The following is a 17,127-nucleotide window of genomic DNA, read 5'->3' on the forward strand; positions in this document are numbered from 1 at the left end:
TAACTTTTTGGCTTAGTCTGTTTTATTAAGTAAAAACTTAACCAATAAGACCTTTCTTCGCGATGTACTCATCGTAAGTACCGTGGAAGTCTTCTACGCCGTCTTTAGTGATCTCAAGAATACGTGTTGCAACGGATGTTACAAACTGGCGATCGTGAGATACGAACATTAATGTACCTTTGAAGTTCTCTAACGCAAGGTTAAGTGCTTCAATAGATTCCATGTCCATGTGGTTTGTTGGTTCATCCATAAGTAAGATGTTAGGACGTTGCATGATTAACTTACCAAACAACATACGACCTTGCTCACCACCAGAAATCACTTTAACTGATTTCTTAATGTCGTTTTGTGAGAACAGCATACGGCCTAGGATACCACGAACAGTTTGCTCGTCATCGCCTGGCTTTTTCCACTGACTCATCCACTCAAGCAATGTAATATCTTCTTCGAAATCAGCGCTGTGGTCCTGTGCGTAAAAACCAATGTTATTGTTTTCAGACCACTTAATCATACCCGACATCGGTTCCATTGCACCTGCAAGGGTGTTTAGGAATGTTGATTTACCGATACCGTTCTCACCGATAATCGCGATGCGCTCACCTACTTCAACAAGTAAGCTCACACCGTTAATTAAGATGTTTTCACCGTAACCTTGCTTCAAACCTTCCACTTCTAATGCGTTTCGGAACAGTTCTTTTTCCTGATCGAAACGAATGAATGGTGTTTGGCGGCTAGATGCTTTCACTTCTGTTAATTGGATTTTATCCAATTGCTTTTGACGAGACGTTGCTTGCTTCGCTTTAGATGCGTTAGCAGAAAAGCGGCTTACGAACGTTTGTAGTTCAGCTATTTGTGCTTTCTTCTTCGCATTATCGGCATGTAACTGCTCACGAGCTTGCTCAGCAGCCATCATGTATTCGTCGTAGTTACCTGGGAATAGACGAAGCTCACCGTAATCTAAGTCAGCCATGTGTGTACATACGCTGTTTAGGAAGTGACGGTCGTGCGAGATGATGATCATAGTACAATTACGCGCTAATAGGATCTGCTCAAGCCATGCAATTGTGTGAATGTCCAAGTTGTTCGTCGGTTCGTCAAGCAGCATGATGTCAGGATCGGCGAACAGTACCTGTGCAAGAAGCACACGCACTTTAAGACCCGGAGCAACGGCACTCATTAGACCGAAGTGCTGATCTTCTGGGATACCAAGACCAAGTAGTAATTCACCTGCACGCGCTTCTGCTGAGTAGCCGTCCATTTCTGCAAATTCTACTTCTAAATCCGCAACACGCATACCATCTTCTTCTGACATTTCAGCCATTGAATAGATGCGATCGCGCTCTTCTTTAATCGTCCATAGCTCTTTGTGACCCATGATCACAGTGTCTACTACGCTGTAGTTTTCGAATGCAAATTGATCCTGACCTAATTTAGCCATACGCTCATTAGGATCAAGTGAAACAGTACCTGCAGACTGCTCTAGCTCGCCACCCAAGATTTTCATGAATGTCGATTTACCACAACCATTCGCGCCGATTAGGCCGTAACGGTTGCCGCCACCAAATTTTACTGAGATGTTTTCAAACAATGGCTTATCGCCAAACTGCATTGTGATATTAGCTGTTGAAATCAATGTACTGTTCCAAAATTTATGAATATATCAAGCATTAAAAAAGCCGCCTACTACAAGCGACTTTTCTCTAAATTGGCGCGGAGTATAACAGATTTAGTGACTTACATCACCTTTAAATTAACAACAAAATTGTAACTAGTAATATTGCTCATGACTGCCCTTTTTTCTTATTTCATAGTTACCTTATTTTAATTAAGTATTTATTTACATTGCGTTAATAAGATTTGAAAAAAGAATAATGAAATATGAAGTTATGTTTTTGTGTGATGATTATGTTTATTCAAGGAGTATAGTAATTTTCAAACATTAGGTTAATAAATAGAGAGTTATTATGAATATCCATTCTTTCGGTAACTGGCTACCAAAAAGCAAAGCACATGTTAATGCTTGGATCCAACACTTAAAAGCACACACTGAGCAACATCCAGCAGAGCTTGTTCAACCTATCCAAGAATTTAAAGATTTGGTCGATAATGATGAAAGCCTAAAAGAACTCGCTGAACGTATGTTTAGCTATGCGGGTAATCAAAAAGAATTAACGCCGCTAGGTACACCAGAAGTCATGAGTTTTGATGAATTTCTTGTGCTACTAAACGCAATTATGACGCAAGCGCCTGAATGTACTGAATATACCGACCCTAAAACTGGCGAACTCAATCCTTGTGGTTTAATTGGTTTTCCTATTAATGCGTTATTAGACTGGCCGATGGCAACTCCTGCTGGCTACACATTCTTCTCAAATGCATTAGTGAATCAGCAAATTAAAAAAATATTAACTTACTGGTCTTCTTTCCTTTCAAGCTCTGACTCTCGTTACGTATTAGTAAACGATGATCTTAATCGTACACCGAAGGTGTTAGGTTGGTTAAATCCAACAGCTAAACGTGAAATGGTCGGTGTCGCTTGCCAAGCTACTTCTGATCCAGCACTTAAAGCATTACCGTTTGAGCACTTTTTCCAATGTGATCCTGATGATAAGTATTATGGCTTTAAATCATGGGATGACTTTTTCACTCGTGAGTTCGTAAAAGGTGTTCGTCCAATTGCTGAAGGTGATGACATTATTGCTAATGCATGTGAATCAGCACCGTTGCAAGTGGCAGAAAACGTAGCTGAAACATCTGAGTTCTGGCTAAAAGGTCAACCTTATTCACTACAGAATATGATGGATTTTGATCCACTCGCGAAACAATTCGTGGGCGGTACAATTTATCAAGCATTCTTAAGTGCATTAAGTTATCACCGTTGGAATAGCCCTGTTTCTGGAACAGTGAAAAAAGCCTTCATTGTTAACGGCTCATATTACTTAGGTAATAAATACCAAGGCTTTGGTAATCCAGAAGGAGCTGACGACAGCGCGCCGAATAACTCTCAGCCTTTCTTAACCGCAGTTGCAACTCGTGCAGTGATCTTTATTGAATCAGACAATCCAAAGATTGGTTTAATGTGCTTTATTGCAGTAGGTATGGCAGAAGTGTCATCTTGTGAAATTACTGTAAAAGAAGGTCAACACTTAAATAAAGGTGATGAATTAGGTATGTTCCACTTCGGTGGTTCAACACATTGTCTTGTCTTTGGACCGGATGTGAAGTTAGCGTTTGACTTCCACAATACAACACCAGGTTTAGATGCAACCAATATTCCTGTTTGTTCACGTATTGCAACTGTATTATCCGATAAATAATACCAAGACTTAAATTAGCTGATCACTAAATACAACAACGCCTTATTACAATGTCACTTTGTAATAAGGCGTTTTTTATTGTTCAAATAGCAGTATGTTAATAACTACTTAGCTAACAAGATTAACGACGGTTACGACCACCGCCACGGCTATTACTACGACCGCGAGAAGCACGTTCTTTGTAAGCTGAAGCCGCTTTTGCTTGTGATGCTAGAATTGATTCAACGGTTAGTTCCATTGGCTCTTTTGGTACAATGCCATCAGCAAAGGTACGCATACGTGGTGGAATTTCTAATTCAGCGGCTGTTGCACGTGGCATACGCTTAAAACGTGATAGGTAGAAAGCTTCTAATTTCTCTCTCGCCCACTCTGTTTTCTTCAAGTATTTCACACTACTCGCAATAGACGGTTTAGTATTGAAACAGTTAAAACGCATTGCCGTGTCTAAAATTTCCCAACCGTAGTGATCGACTAATTCGGTTAGCATTTTTTCAAGGCTCAAGCCATGAAGCGGATTATTTTGTAAAAGTCGCTGCTCTAGCGTTAATTCTTTTTCTTTTTTTGCTGGTTGAGCAGGTTGCTGTTGTTCTTGCATTACCATTCCTAACAGATATTGGCGAATTCTCGTTTTATTATACTTCCAATCATCCTTGCGCAGTAATAAAAGTACATGTTTTATTTTTTGCGATTAAGAAGTATCCACATTGAGAATACCAACAGCATAAGATACCCTCCACCTATAAAATTTCGTATCGCATACATATTTAAAATAAATCTTGGAGTCAACAATGAGCATGGATATTTGGCTAACCTTTTTATGCGCATCTATTTTGTTATCTCTTATCCCAGGAGCAGGGGCAATTTCTACGATGTCGAACACCATCAGGCATGGCTTTAAGTCGACGTTAATCAACAACCTTGGCTTACAAACAGGCAACCTTATCAATATTATTATTGTTGGTGCCGGGCTTGGAGCACTGCTTGCGAAATCTGAAACCGCATTCAGTGTTATAAAATGGATTGGGGTTATTTACCTTATCTATCTTGGCTATCAGAAGTTTCGTGAAGCAGGAGAAATAAGCCTTAATCAAGGCAACAATGTCAGTACTTCTTATATGAAACTTTTTAGTAAAGCTATTATTGTTAATATTACCAATCCAAAAAGTATTATGTTCTTGGTAGCCTTACTTCCTCAATTTCTAACAGCAAGTGGCTCCCATTGGTATCAACTCGCGGTATTAGGAACAACAATGATCGTGGTAGATTTATTAATAATGATTGGTTATTCATTATTGGCAACACGTTTAATGCGAATAGTAAAAGATGCCCGTCATATGAAACTGCAAAATCAAATTTTTGGAAGCTTGTTTATTGGTGCAGGTGCATTATTAGGCTTAAGTAGCCATTAGTACTCTTAGATTAAAAGCGAGCTTTAAGCTTGCTTTTAATTCGCTGATATCTTCTATAAATCAATTAATAAAGCCTTCCTTTAAAGAAAAAACAGTTTTTGGAACTATTGTTTAATTATTATCCCTCAGCTTTGAATCAATATCATATATTAAATATATAGTTATTCTTGTCGCTATAAAAGCAATTCTTCCTGCTATATTTTTATCGCTTGACCCAACTATTAAATTAGACTCTTTCATTTATTGGGCACTCTCGCCGATAAGGATATTACATGCCTGCATTAGATGTGCTTTATCAAGAACAGCCAAAACAAATTTCTGCATTTTTATATAGAAGTACTTTTGGTACAGTTTCTGAAGATATAACTTTTATTGAACAAGCTGGCGTTTCACGTTGGTTTGAAGATCAATATGAATTATCACCAAGCCTTCATCTACCAATTGTTCAAAGGGTAACTAAACAACTTAATCTAAAAAAAACCAATTCACAAGTTCGTATTGGTACCTGGCTTCAACACGCTATTACTGCACCAGATCAACTTCGCCAACGCATGGCTTACGCGTTAAGCCAGCATTTTGTGGTTTCTTCCGTCGGGGTTGGTGGCCGCCATGAGGATCTTTCAGCCTATTACGATCTATTAGTCACTCACGCCTTAGGTAACTATCGTGATCTGCTTAAAGCTGTGACGTTAAACCCAATTATGGGGAGGTATTTAACGTTACGAGGAAGTCGTAAGGAGAACCTTGAAGATAACACCTTCCCTGATGAGAATTATGCGCGTGAAGTCATGCAGCTCTTTACTATTGGTTTGTGGGAAATCACCGATAAAGGGAAACCCAAACTCGATGACACGGGCAACCCCATTGCAACCTACAATCAAGATGATGTTGAAAATATGGCACGTGCACTAACGGGGTGGAATGGTGGTGACTTATATCAACCCATGCAAGCACAAGAACAGTTTCATGATACAGATGAAAAATACATACTTGGACATTCATTGTCTTCGGGGCAAACTGCAGAGCAAGATTTAGATAGTGTTGTTGATATACTCTTCCATCACAAAAACACACCAGCTTTTTTTGCTATCGCGATGATTAAACGCTTTGTGATGAGTAACCCTCGTTCAGGTTATATAAAGCGCGTTTCCAATGCCTTTAAAGATAACGGTCATGGTGTTCGCGGTGATTTAAAAGCTACCTTATATGCAGTATTAACTGATCCAGATGTGACCAAACAACTCGGTGATACTGGCAACCAAGGAAAACGATCACGTAAATATCATTTTGGTTTAATCACAGAACCTCTTATTGTAGCGACCAATCTAGCAAGAGCATTGAAGATGAAACCTGCCGGTGATTATTGGAATAATTGGATCCATGCATTAGATGATTTTGGCCAAGCACCATTATCCGCTGATACTGTTTTTAATTTTTACATGCCTGATGATGCTCCTCGCGGCCTTATTGAAGATCATGATTTAACTTCGCCAGAAGCAAGCTTGCTTACAACTCATCAAATGCGGATGATCCATAATCAAGTCTACACCATGATCAAAAGCTACCGTTCAAATAAGCCTAATCGTTGGACTTATGATGCTGTTAAGTTAATGGAATTACACACGTCGCCAGAGGCTTATGTGGAATACGTAGATAAAGAGCTAATGGGCGGTATTATGTCGTCAACGGTACGCCAAAGAATTCTGACTATTTTTAATTCAATCGGGGTTGAAGATGGTCTTCGTCGAGTTGAGTCTACCTTGTACGCAGCATTCACTGCGCCAGAGTTTTTCACTCAGGAGGCTTTAAAATGAAAATAACTCGCCGTCAATTTATTCAATCCTCAGCCGCATTATCAGCGACATCAACAATGAGCCTCTCTGGAATCACACAGGCAAAAACTCAGCCCCACGATGATTATAAAGCCCTCGTAGTTATCTTTTTATCAGGTGGAAATGATGCTTTTAATATGGTTGTGCCAGCTGACGGATCTGAATACGAACAATACATCTCAATGAGGCCGAAACTAGGACTAAAAGCAAGTGAGATGTTGCCACTTAACATTAAAACGGACAATCATACTCCGCTTGCTATTCACTCTTCATTAGCAGAGCTTGTTCCGCTTTTTGATCAAAACCAAGCAACAGTTATCGTCAATAGTGGGCAATTATTAATGCCAACAAGCCGCTCTTCAATCAAATCTGGAGAGGCGCAGTTACCTTCATTTCTTATGGCGCATAATTTCCAGAGAATGATGTGGCAAACTGGTGCGGCAAATAGTCAAAACCCATTAGGCTGGGCCGGACGTTTATTTGATATACTCGCTACCAAAACTGAAATATCCCCCCTCTTCGCAATAGATAAGCCGCAGCGTTTAACAACCGCGAAAGTCCAACAGCAAACCGTTATAAGTCGTAAAGGTGTTGGGGATTATAGTGGCTGGCGTGATGATATTAATGTGGATAGTTATTTCGAACACTTCAATCAAGACTATACAAATATATTTTCACAGCATTTCGCAAACACAATGAAATCAAGTGTCAGTGAAAATGAGACACTAAAAGCTATCTTGAATAATCATCCAGAACCATCAAGTTACCCAGATACCAAATTAGGTGAAAGACTAAAAATGGTTAGCCGCTTAATTGATGCTCGTTCAGACTTTAGCCATCAACGACAAGTATTTTTCGTTAGTCTAGGCGGTTTTGATACCCATTCAAATCAAAAAGAGACTCATAAAGCTCTATTTACTGAACTAAGCCAAGCAATGGCAGCATTTCAAACCGACATTAATAATAAAAACTTAGCACCACAGATAACCACTATGACAATGTCTGATTTTGGTCGTCGAATTTCAGCCAATAGCTCTGGTACAGATCATGGCTGGGGCGGACACCAACTTATATTTGGTGGTGCCATAAAAGGAATGCAGGCATATGGGAAATGGCCAGATCTGAGTCCAGGTAGTGAAAGAGACTTCAATAATGGACGTATGATCCCTGAAATCGCCGCCGATCAGGTTAACGCATCGGTTTGTCGTTGGATGGGACTCAATGATAATCAGCTTTTATCATTATTCCCAAATCTGGCTAATTTTGAATCACCGGTTATTGATTTCATATAACTTCCTCGCCCAAGTTCAATGAGTTTGGGCGTTTTCTTCATCTTTTATAAATACTAATTTAACTAAAAAACATGTAATACATGTTGTTTTAAATAGCGCCGCACTGCCATTTATTGCCAACAAAGTGCTAAGGTGTTTTTAAAATAAAGTGAGTAGTAAGGTAAAATAAAGCTGCATTTATGGCTTTTACATAACCCTAAATACAGCTTTTAATTTAAAGTACAAAACTAGTTGTTATTCCCAATCAAGAATAACCTTACCTGACTGACCAGAGCGCATTACATCAAAGCCCTGTTGGAAATCATCAATCTTGTAATGGTGAGTAATGATTGGTAATAGATCTAAACCTGATTGGATCAAGGTTGCCATCTTGTACCATGTTTCAAACATTTCACGGCCATAGATACCTTTGATGATCAAACCTTTGAAGATCACTTGATTCCAGTCAATTGCCATATCTGATGGTGGAATACCTAGCAGGGCAATTTTACCGCCGTGGTTCATGCTTGATAACATGCTGTTAAATGCCGCAGGGTTACCCGACATTTCCATGCCCACGTCAAAGCCTTCTTTCATGCCAAGCTCTGCCATCACATCGGTCAAGCTTTCTTTAGCTACGTTAACCGCACGTGTCACGCCCATTTCACGTGCAAGATCTAAACGGTATTCGTTCACATCCGTGATCACTACGTGACGCGCACCTACGTGTTTTGCTACAGCCGCAGCCATAATACCGATTGGGCCTGCACCTGTGATCAGCACATCTTCACCCACTAAGTCGAACGACAGTGCTGTGTGAACAGCATTACCGAATGGGTCGAAAATAGACGCAACATCATCTGAAATATCATCAGGAATTTTGAATGCGTTAAATGCAGGGATCACTAAGTATTCCGCAAATGCACCTTCACGGTTTACACCCACACCAATAGTGTTACGGCATAAGTGGGTACGGCCACCACGACAGTTTCGGCAGTGACCACATGTAATATGGCCTTCACCCGAAACGCGATCGCCAATAGCAAAGCCACGCACTTCCTGCCCCATCCCAACCACTTCACCTACATATTCATGACCAACAACCATAGGTACAGGGATCGTTTTTTGTGACCACTCATCCCAATTGTAGATATGAACGTCAGTACCACAAATTGCTGTTTTCTTGATGCGGATAAGCAGATCGTTATGACCAACCTCAGGCTTATCTACTTCAGTCATCCAGATGCCTTCTTCAGGCTTTAATTTAGAAAGAGCTTTGATTTTCATTATATTATTCGCTTATTTCTTTAGGATACAACATGCTTTTCAGCGTCCATCTACCACTGCATGTTATTGAACCTTTGCCTTACCATGCAGTAGTAGCAATATGTTTTCGTCACATTTAAAAACGTGATGCTTTAATTAGATAATGCCCATCTCTTTACCTACTTCGATAAAGGCATCAATCGCTTTATCTAGTTGTTCTGGTGTATGTGCTGCTGACATTTGTGTACGAATACGTGCTTTGCCTTTTGGTACAACAGGGAATGAGAAACCAACCACGTAAATGCCTTTTTCTAGGGCACGCTCGGCAAACTCTGCCGCAATTTTTGCATCACCTAACATGATAGGAATGATCGCGTGATCAGCCCCTGCCATCGTAAAGCCAGCTTCTGTCATGCGAGTACGGAAATGCGTCGAGTTACTCCATAAACGATCGCGAAGTTCGCCGCTTTCTGCTAATAGATCAATAACGCGATTTGAAGCAGAGACAATTGCTGGCGCGACTGAGTTAGAGAACAGGTATGGACGTGAACGTTGACGTAACCAGTCAATCACCTCTTTCTTACCTGCTGTATAACCGCCTGATGCACCACCCATCGCTTTACCTAATGTACCGGTAATAATGTCGATACGATCCATAACATTATGGTATTCATGCGTACCACGACCATTTGCGCCCATAAAGCCAACCGCGTGAGAGTCATCAACCATCACAAGTGCGCCGTATTGATCCGCTAAATCACAAATCGCAGGTAGGTTCGCTACGACACCGTCCATTGAGAACACGCCATCAGTTACGATTAATGTATTACGCGCACCAGCTTCTTTTGCTGCAATTAATTGTTGCTCTAATTCTGCCATATCATTGTTGGCATAACGGAAACGCATCGCTTTACATAAACGTACACCGTCAATGATTGACGCGTGGTTTAAAGCATCAGAAATAATCGCATCTTCTGCACCTAAAATCGTTTCAAATAAACCCGTATTTGCATCAAAGCATGAGGTATAAAGAATCGTATCTTCCATACCAAGGAAATCAGACAATTTACGCTCTAACTCTTTATGCGCATCTTGCGTACCACAAATAAAACGTACAGACGCCATACCAAAACCGTGCTCATCCATCCCCTCTTTAGCAGCTTTGATCAACTCAGGGTGGTTGGCTAAACCAAGGTAATTGTTGGCACAGAAATTTAAGACTTCTTGACCCGATTGGATATATACCGCTGCTTTTTGTGGTGATGTGATCACACGCTCAGATTTGTATAACCCTTCACTTTTTACATCTTCAATTTGTTTTTGGATTTGGGTATAGAATGCAGAAGTCATGATGTCCCTCACAGTATTATTATGGTTTATGTTAGTTAGCGAAAATTAGCTAACAACATTCTCGTCACATGATATAAACAACTATCATAGCGACTCTGTCCGAATAAAAATCGTAGCTATGCCTTGTTTTAAACTATTTGTATTCCTAAATAACAATTAATCCAATACAGATAACTACAAGATAATATTGCCATTCTAAATCATGCTAAAAACAACTATTATCCCCTGCGATGGAAAATGATTAATGAACTGTAGGCACAAATAAATGGATACACATAAGCTCATCGCACTAATGCCAGATTTAGCCACCTTCATCGTTATTGTAGATGAAGGCAGTTATACTGCGGCTTCACGCAAATTAGGTGTTACGCCATCCGCACTCAGTAAACAAATCGCACGGTTAGAAAAAGCCTTATCAGTAAAGTTATTAGAACGTACAACACGTAAATTAATGATCAGTGAATCGGGTAATCGTATTTACAAACAATGCACCCAGATGATTGATGCGGCTAAACAAGCAATTGAAATTTCAAGCTCTGAGCATACTGTGCCCTCAGGGACTGTCACAATTGCAGCACCAAAAGCCTTTATGAACATTCTTCTTCAACCTTTAGTTAAACCTTTCTTAACACAATATCCTGAAGTAAATTTAAAACTAAAAGCCTGTGATGGTGATATTGATATTATCGCTGAAGGTATTGATGTGGTATTTCGTTTAACAGAAAGACCCTCTGAAGGCTTAGTGCTAAAGAAAATTGGCAAAGTAAATCTGACTTTGTGCGCAAGCCCTAACTACATTGCCCAACGTGGGATACCAATACATCCGCGCGATTTGAAACACCACGATTGTTTATATCTCGCTGAAACTAACATCGATCACATATGGGATTTTGATAAGAATGGAGAACAAATAACCGTTGCTGTTTCTGGTCGATATGCCGTTAATCACTCTCAGATGCGATTAAAAGGCGTAAAAGATGATTTGGGCATTGGGATCTTTCCTGATTTTGTCATCAAACACGATCTTGTTGCAGGAAAGGTAATCCAAGTCTTACCGGATTGGACTATTCGAGGCAATTATCACGGAGACATTGCACTGCAATACGCGCAAAGTAAGTTTATGCCAGCAAGAATTCGTGCAGTCATTGACTATTTTACGGCTCATTTGACTCTTTAATGAAAATTAAAGTTGAGGAATTTGCTCAATATCTCCTTTTTAGCGCTAGAATCATTATTTTAATAACAATTCATCGATTATTTCTTTGTGATGGTTGATACTCTATTAACACTAAGTAATTATAAATAAAAGCATTTTTATACGATTAGACGTTAAAAAATGCACTAATACATCAAGGATAGAGCATATGAATGCTAAAATTATCGAAAACCACGATGAGTTGATGTACTGGATGAATTTAGTTGAAAAAGAGTATGGACACTCAATTTTGATTAATACTTCGATTCATTTTGTATCTGGTACATATGAAGATGGCACCACAGGCCACGCGATTGAAATCACGAATGATCAAGAAGAGCTTATTGCACGCTCTCCAGTTAGCCTAGAACTAATGAATTTTGCTAATAAAATGCAGTCTGTAGTTTCGAATCAAGGCGTACAGAGTTTAAAAGGCAATACGACTAGATTACATTAATAATAAATTCATATTACCTTTTCTAATGAATTATAAAGAGCCACTAACCCAGTGGCTTTTTTGTTAGATGTAAAGCAAGATTCAATCACCAATAAAAAGTGATTACGATCTTTAAATAAGAAAAGTACGTATTTAGCAATTTATAACGAGGTTTCTTTCCCACACAATGAGTAAGAATAACAACAAAAGGCTCAGTATCCTTTTAAAGCTTAACACCTACATTACGCCTTATAAGTGGCGTGTAGTTGCTGCCTTAGCTGCGCTTCTCACCACAGCAAGTCTAACACTTTCAATTGGTTACGGGGTTCGAATTTTGATTGATCAGGGTTTTGCCCAACAATCATTAACCGACCTTCGCCATGCCATTCAATTTATTATTGGCGTGACTATCTGTATCGCAATAGGCACATATTTCCGTTTTTATCTCGTCTCTTCCGTTGGTGAGAGAGTGAGTGCAGATATCCGTCTTGCCGTATTTAACCATGTGATCTCACTACACCCTAGTTACTTTGAAATCAACAGTAGTGGCGATATTATGTCGCGACTAACGACTGATACTACTTTATTGCAAAGTATTATTGGGTCCTCATTTTCAATGGCTATGCGCAGTGCACTATTATGTTTAGGCGCCATAATCATGTTGTTTGCGACCAACTTTAAACTGACATTTATCGTTCTTATTTCTGTTCCTTTTGTACTAATACCTATTTTATTTTTCGGACGACGTGTACGGGCATTATCAAGAAAAAGCCAAGATACTATGGCTGATATTGGCAGTTATGCGGGAGAAGCCATTGAGCATATTAAAACAGTACAAAGTTTTAGTGCTGAGCAGTATGAAAAGCAAGCTTTTGCAGATGAAGTAGAAAAAGCCTATGACGTGGGGCGACAACGAGTAAAACAACGCGCTATTTTAATAGCCGGTGTCATTGCCATCGTTTTTAGTGCAATTGCAGGTATGCTGTATGTCGGTGGCAGTGATGTGATAAAGGGTGAAATGTCAGCTGGTGATTTAGGGGCTTTCGTTTTTTATGCCATCATGGTTGCATCTTCAATGGCAAATATTTCAGAAGTGCTTGGTGAGTTACAAAGAGCATCTGGCGCGACTGAAAGACTCATAGAGATCCTTCAAGTAAAAAGTGATATTTGTACGCCACATGATCACGAATCAATTGACTCTTCTCACCCATCAGACATTCGTTTTAACAATGTGAGCTTTCACTACCCTTCTCGCTTAAATCATCCTGCTATCAATCAATTAAACTTAGTTGCTGAACAAGGTAAAGTTTTAGCTCTTGTAGGACCTTCAGGTGCCGGTAAAACAACGCTTTTTGAATTACTTCAACGCTTTTACGATCCACAACAAGGTCAAGTTTTAGTTGGTAATAAAGATATTCGCCAATTTGCTCCAAATGAACTTCGTCAACACATGGCACTCGTTCCTCAGCAACCTGCATTATTCAGTAATGATGTATTCCATAACATTCGTTACGGCACCCCAGATGCAACAGATGAAGAAGTGATTGAAGCGGCAAAAAAAGCCCATGCCCATGAGTTTATTGAAAAACTACCTAATGGTTATCATAGCTTCTTAGGCGAGCGAGGCGTGCGTTTATCTGGTGGCCAGAAACAAAGAATTGCGATTGCGCGAGCTATCCTTAAAAACCCTAAAATTCTTTTACTTGATGAAGCAACCAGTGCGCTAGATAGTGAGAGCGAACACTATGTACAGCAAGCACTTGAAGAACTAATGAAAGATCGTACTACATTAATCATTGCTCACCGACTATCAACGATACAGCACGCAGATAAAATCGCTGTATTAGAGGGTGGAGAACTTATTGATGAAGGCGATCATGAATCATTACTTAAAAGCTGCGAACTCTACAAGCGCTTAGTTCATCTTCAGTTCAAGCATTTAGAATAAGACTATCTCGATTAGTCAATATTCATTCGTAATAACTTAAATAGCCGACACTCCGTCGGCTGTTTTTTACATCAATTTGAGACACTTTTAGTTATTCATCTGTGCATTGGCTTCACTTTTAAAATATAAGCCAATCACTTCGTTAAAATCTATTTGATTATGAAACAGTAAGCTCTAAAGTATGGCTACAGCTTTGTAATGTGTATGGAATTTGTGATGGAAAAATATATTGGCCTAATGTCTGGCACTAGCATGGATGGCGTAGATGCCGTTCTGGTTGAAATGAATGATCACAATATTAAGCTATTAGGTAATCATGACTACCCTATGCCAAGTGATTTAAAACAAGCCCTATTGGATGTTTGTATCGGTCAAAGCACAAACCTTCAACAAATTGGCGAGCTTGATCATCGCTTGGGTCTGCTCTTTGCCGATGCCGTTAATGCCTTACTAGAAAAAACACAAACACCTGCCAGTGCAATTAAAGCCGTAGCCAGTCACGGTCAAACCGTTTTTCATGCTCCAGATTCACCCTATCCTTTTACGATGCAATTAGGTGACTCCAATATCATTGCCGCTAAAACAGGGATTACTACCGTGGCTGATTTTCGCCGTAAAGACATGGCATTTGGCGGTCAAGGCGCGCCATTAGTGCCTGCATTCCACCAGCAACTGTTTAGCGATAAAAACATTAATCGTGTCATTTTAAACATTGGCGGTATTTCCAATATAACCGTTCTGACACCGAATAAACCTGTGATAGGTTTTGATACCGGTGTAGGCAACATGTTAATGGATGCATGGATCAATCTGCATCTTCAACAAAGCTATGATAAAAATGCACAATGGGCATTATCAGGCACAGTGAATGTAGAGCTATTAGCTAACCTACTCAGCGAACCTTACTTATCATTACCTGCACCTAAAAGTACCGGACGAGAATTGTTTAACTTGCCTTGGTTAAAGCAACATTTAGCAGGTTTAAGCATTAAGCCTGAAGATGTACAAGCAACCTTAGCGGAATACACAGCAGTAACCATTGCCAACGATGTAAGACAAACAGCGCAAGATACGCCCGATAACATGCCTAATGAGTTATTAGTGTGTGGTGGCGGAGCCCATAACCCATTAATAATGCGTCGTTTAACACAGCTGCTAACTGATTGGACAGTGACGACCACCAATGAGCGTGGTGTCGATAGCGATAACATGGAAGCAATGGCATTTGCATGGCTTGGTTATCGTACACTCCATGGTTTATCAGGTAATTTACCCGAAGTGACTGGCGCATCGCAATTAACCACATTAGGTGCGATTTACCCTGCACAGTGATTTATGACGCTGACCTAAAATAACGAATAAACAATCTGTTATACTCATTGCCATCATTAAAAACCACTCTTTTCAGTGGTTTTTAATATGGCACACGCTCAATTGAAGACAGATCTAATATGAATACAATGAACAATAATGCGTTAGATTCCGATCATATTTGCGCAAAAGATTTGAACCAAATCGCCCTAATTTCATGTTCAACTCAATATGATGAACAAAGCGTCAATAACGTGGTTGATACTTTTATTGCCCAGGGCTACATGGTTACCACCAAATATTTAAACCAAGTGATTTCCGACATCGGTTATGTGAATACAGATCAAGAACGAGCAAATAACCTTATTGCCGCCTTACTGGATCCAACGATTGATGTCCTATGGTTCTTCCGTGGTGGTGGTGGCGCATTAAACCTCTTACCCTTTTTACACGCTTACAAAACACAGTTGCTGGAAATAAAACCAAAAATGATTGTTGGTTTTAGCGATGTTACAGCTATCCATAGTTTTATTAATAACGAATTAGGCTGGCAATCGGTACATGCTGTTAACGCTTCAACCAATCAAGCGACCAACGGCGGTAATGAGCAACCTATTCCTGATTTAAAAACCTTAATAAATGATGGTGTAAGCTACAACAACGTATTGCCTCTCAATGATTTAGCTAAGAGCGCATCTGTATCGGGTCAGCTTATTGGTGGTAATCACACATTAGTTTCAGCCACCTTTGGCACACATTACCAACCTGATTTTTCAAATAAAGTCTTATTGTTGGAAGATATTGGCGTCACTTACCGCCAGCTTGATCGCTATCTTCAGCAATTACTGTTCTTAAAAGACTTTGATGTTAATGCGATTGTGTTTGGACAGTACTACAACATGGATCCTAACGATCAAGACCGTCTAATGTATAAACATGTGCTTGAACAATTTGCTAAACAACTTGGCAAACCCGTGTATTACTTCCCTTTCATCGGTCACGGTAAATATAACCAACCGGTTATTTTTGGCCGCCAAGTCTCGTTACAACGTCACGAATTAAACGAGCATGGTATGCCATCTGATTACTGTAATTTGACGCAAAATTAAGACATAAAAAAAACGGTGAGAGGCTATCAACCTTTCACCGTTTTTTTCTAAGCGAGAGTGAATTACTTCGCTTGTGCCTTCAAGAATTTCTTCACTTTCTTCATTGCCATTTGGCGCTTAAGAGGTGATAGATAATCAATGAATAAAATACCTTTTAAGTGATCAATTTCATGCTGTAATGCGATAGCAAGGAAATCATCACGCTCAAGGTGAATATCATTACCATCACGATCAAGCGCTGTTAATTCGATTTTTTCAAAACGCTCTACATCTGCGTAGTAATCAGGAACAGATAAACAACCTTCTTGACCAACAACAGGATTTTCACCACGAACAATCTTAGGGTTTACGAATACCTGTGGCTCGTTGCGCTCTTCAGATAAGTCGATAACAATGATAGATTCTTTACGGCCAACTTGAGGTGCCGCTAAACCGATACCATTACCCGTTTCGTACATGGTGTGAAGCATGTCATCAATCAGCGTTTGAATGTGCTCAGCTTTTACGTCTACAACATCTTCTGCTTGAACGCGTAGCTTTGGATTTGGTTCGGTTAAAATTTCTAAAACTGCCATTTTCTCTCTACTTACTTAATGGTGTTAAATACCTTGCTGGGTCGTAACTTATCAGATAGGCGCTAACTCTCAAAGTGATAATTCATATCGTTACTTTATGATTAATAA

At 39.7% G+C, this 17,127-nt stretch carries 14 protein-coding genes; 9 read left to right on the forward strand and 5 right to left on the reverse strand.

The window, feature by feature from the left end:
• Positions 1–37 precede the first annotated feature (37 nt).
• Positions 38–1,633 (reverse strand): ABC-F family ATPase, encoded by a 1,596-nt coding sequence (locus tag CTN01_RS06585; RefSeq protein WP_045127035.1) that lies wholly within the window; start codon positions 1,631–1,633, stop codon positions 38–40.
• Positions 1,634–1,964: 331 nt separating this feature from the next.
• On the opposite strand from CTN01_RS06585, the gene CTN01_RS06590 reads away from it, so the two are divergent.
• Positions 1,965–3,317, forward strand: a complete 1,353-nt coding sequence (locus CTN01_RS06590) for a phosphatidylserine decarboxylase family protein (RefSeq protein WP_045147785.1) — start codon at positions 1,965–1,967, stop codon at positions 3,315–3,317.
• A 121-nt stretch (positions 3,318–3,438) separates the two neighbouring features.
• Here the strand turns inward: CTN01_RS06590 and CTN01_RS06595 are convergent, their stop codons facing one another.
• Positions 3,439–3,912: a VF530 family protein gene (locus tag CTN01_RS06595; RefSeq protein ID WP_005367537.1), complete on the reverse strand. Its 474-nt coding sequence runs from the start codon at positions 3,910–3,912 to the stop codon at positions 3,439–3,441.
• Between the two features lie 193 nt (positions 3,913–4,105).
• Between CTN01_RS06595 and rhtB the strand changes: the two genes are divergently transcribed.
• From rhtB to CTN01_RS06610, 3 genes are all read left to right on the forward strand, one after another.
• A complete protein-coding gene (gene rhtB, locus CTN01_RS06600) occupies positions 4,106–4,726 on the forward strand; it encodes a homoserine/homoserine lactone efflux protein (RefSeq protein ID WP_045127037.1) in 621 nt (206 codons plus the stop codon).
• 272 nt (positions 4,727–4,998) lie between these two features.
• Positions 4,999–6,540, forward strand: coding sequence for a DUF1800 domain-containing protein (locus tag CTN01_RS06605; RefSeq protein ID WP_045147786.1), 1,542 nt, complete (start codon positions 4,999–5,001; stop codon positions 6,538–6,540).
• A complete protein-coding gene (locus tag CTN01_RS06610) occupies positions 6,537–7,850 on the forward strand; it encodes a DUF1501 domain-containing protein (RefSeq protein ID WP_045147788.1) in 1,314 nt (437 codons plus the stop codon). Before CTN01_RS06605 ends, CTN01_RS06610 begins: the two co-directional genes overlap by 4 nt.
• A 234-nt stretch (positions 7,851–8,084) precedes the next feature.
• Here the strand turns inward: CTN01_RS06610 and tdh are convergent, their stop codons facing one another.
• Positions 8,085–9,116 carry an L-threonine 3-dehydrogenase gene (gene tdh, locus CTN01_RS06615; protein ID WP_045147789.1) on the reverse strand — a complete coding sequence of 344 codons (1,032 nt, stop codon included), beginning with the start codon at positions 9,114–9,116 and terminating at the stop codon, positions 8,085–8,087.
• Positions 9,117–9,251: 135 nt separating this feature from the next.
• On the reverse strand, positions 9,252–10,445 hold the full coding sequence (locus CTN01_RS06620; RefSeq protein WP_045147790.1) for a glycine C-acetyltransferase: 1,194 nt from the start codon (positions 10,443–10,445) through the stop codon (positions 9,252–9,254).
• 265 nt (positions 10,446–10,710) lie between these two features.
• On the opposite strand from CTN01_RS06620, the gene CTN01_RS06625 reads away from it, so the two are divergent.
• From CTN01_RS06625 to CTN01_RS06645, 5 genes are all read left to right on the forward strand, one after another.
• Entirely contained in the window at positions 10,711–11,622 is a 912-nt protein-coding gene (locus tag CTN01_RS06625; RefSeq protein WP_045147792.1) for a LysR family transcriptional regulator, read from the forward strand.
• A 187-nt stretch (positions 11,623–11,809) separates the two neighbouring features.
• The gene (locus tag CTN01_RS06630; RefSeq protein WP_045082896.1) at positions 11,810–12,097 is read left to right on the forward strand and encodes a hypothetical protein; all 288 of its coding nucleotides are present in this window, start codon (positions 11,810–11,812) and stop codon (positions 12,095–12,097) included.
• A 166-nt stretch (positions 12,098–12,263) separates the two neighbouring features.
• Entirely contained in the window at positions 12,264–14,024 is a 1,761-nt protein-coding gene (locus CTN01_RS06635; protein WP_045147794.1) for an ABC transporter ATP-binding protein/permease, read from the forward strand.
• A 216-nt stretch (positions 14,025–14,240) separates the two neighbouring features.
• Positions 14,241–15,356 carry an anhydro-N-acetylmuramic acid kinase gene (locus tag CTN01_RS06640; RefSeq protein ID WP_045147795.1) on the forward strand — a complete coding sequence of 372 codons (1,116 nt, stop codon included), beginning with the start codon at positions 14,241–14,243 and terminating at the stop codon, positions 15,354–15,356.
• A 119-nt stretch (positions 15,357–15,475) separates the two neighbouring features.
• On the forward strand, positions 15,476–16,444 hold the full coding sequence (locus CTN01_RS06645) for an LD-carboxypeptidase (RefSeq protein ID WP_005367526.1): 969 nt from the start codon (positions 15,476–15,478) through the stop codon (positions 16,442–16,444).
• A gap of 62 nt (positions 16,445–16,506) precedes the next feature.
• Here the strand turns inward: CTN01_RS06645 and def are convergent, their stop codons facing one another.
• Complete coding sequence (gene def, locus CTN01_RS06650) at positions 16,507–17,019, reverse strand: peptide deformylase (protein ID WP_005367524.1); 513 nt, start codon at positions 17,017–17,019, stop codon at positions 16,507–16,509.
• Positions 17,020–17,127 lie beyond the last annotated feature (108 nt).

Source organism: Photobacterium angustum, from assembly GCF_003026365.1.
GTDB classification, from domain to species: domain Bacteria; phylum Pseudomonadota; class Gammaproteobacteria; order Enterobacterales; family Vibrionaceae; genus Photobacterium; species Photobacterium angustum.

Coding starts and splice junctions, on each gene's coding strand:
- def (WP_005367524.1), bottom strand. CDS start 17,019: ATGGCAGTTTTAGAAATTTTAACCGAACCAAATCCAAAGCTACGCGTT.
- CTN01_RS06630 (WP_045082896.1), top strand. CDS start 11,810: ATGAATGCTAAAATTATCGAAAACCACGATGAGTTGATGTACTGGATG.
- CTN01_RS06635 (WP_045147794.1), top strand. CDS start 12,264: ATGAGTAAGAATAACAACAAAAGGCTCAGTATCCTTTTAAAGCTTAAC.
- tdh (WP_045147789.1), bottom strand. CDS start 9,116: ATGAAAATCAAAGCTCTTTCTAAATTAAAGCCTGAAGAAGGCATCTGG.
- CTN01_RS06605 (WP_045147786.1), top strand. CDS start 4,999: ATGCCTGCATTAGATGTGCTTTATCAAGAACAGCCAAAACAAATTTCT.
- CTN01_RS06625 (WP_045147792.1), top strand. CDS start 10,711: ATGGATACACATAAGCTCATCGCACTAATGCCAGATTTAGCCACCTTC.
- CTN01_RS06645 (WP_005367526.1), top strand. CDS start 15,476: ATGAATACAATGAACAATAATGCGTTAGATTCCGATCATATTTGCGCA.
- rhtB (WP_045127037.1), top strand. CDS start 4,106: ATGAGCATGGATATTTGGCTAACCTTTTTATGCGCATCTATTTTGTTA.
- CTN01_RS06620 (WP_045147790.1), bottom strand. CDS start 10,445: ATGACTTCTGCATTCTATACCCAAATCCAAAAACAAATTGAAGATGTA.
- CTN01_RS06640 (WP_045147795.1), top strand. CDS start 14,241: ATGGAAAAATATATTGGCCTAATGTCTGGCACTAGCATGGATGGCGTA.
- CTN01_RS06590 (WP_045147785.1), top strand. CDS start 1,965: ATGAATATCCATTCTTTCGGTAACTGGCTACCAAAAAGCAAAGCACAT.
- CTN01_RS06595 (WP_005367537.1), bottom strand. CDS start 3,912: ATGCAAGAACAACAGCAACCTGCTCAACCAGCAAAAAAAGAAAAAGAA.
- CTN01_RS06610 (WP_045147788.1), top strand. CDS start 6,537: ATGAAAATAACTCGCCGTCAATTTATTCAATCCTCAGCCGCATTATCA.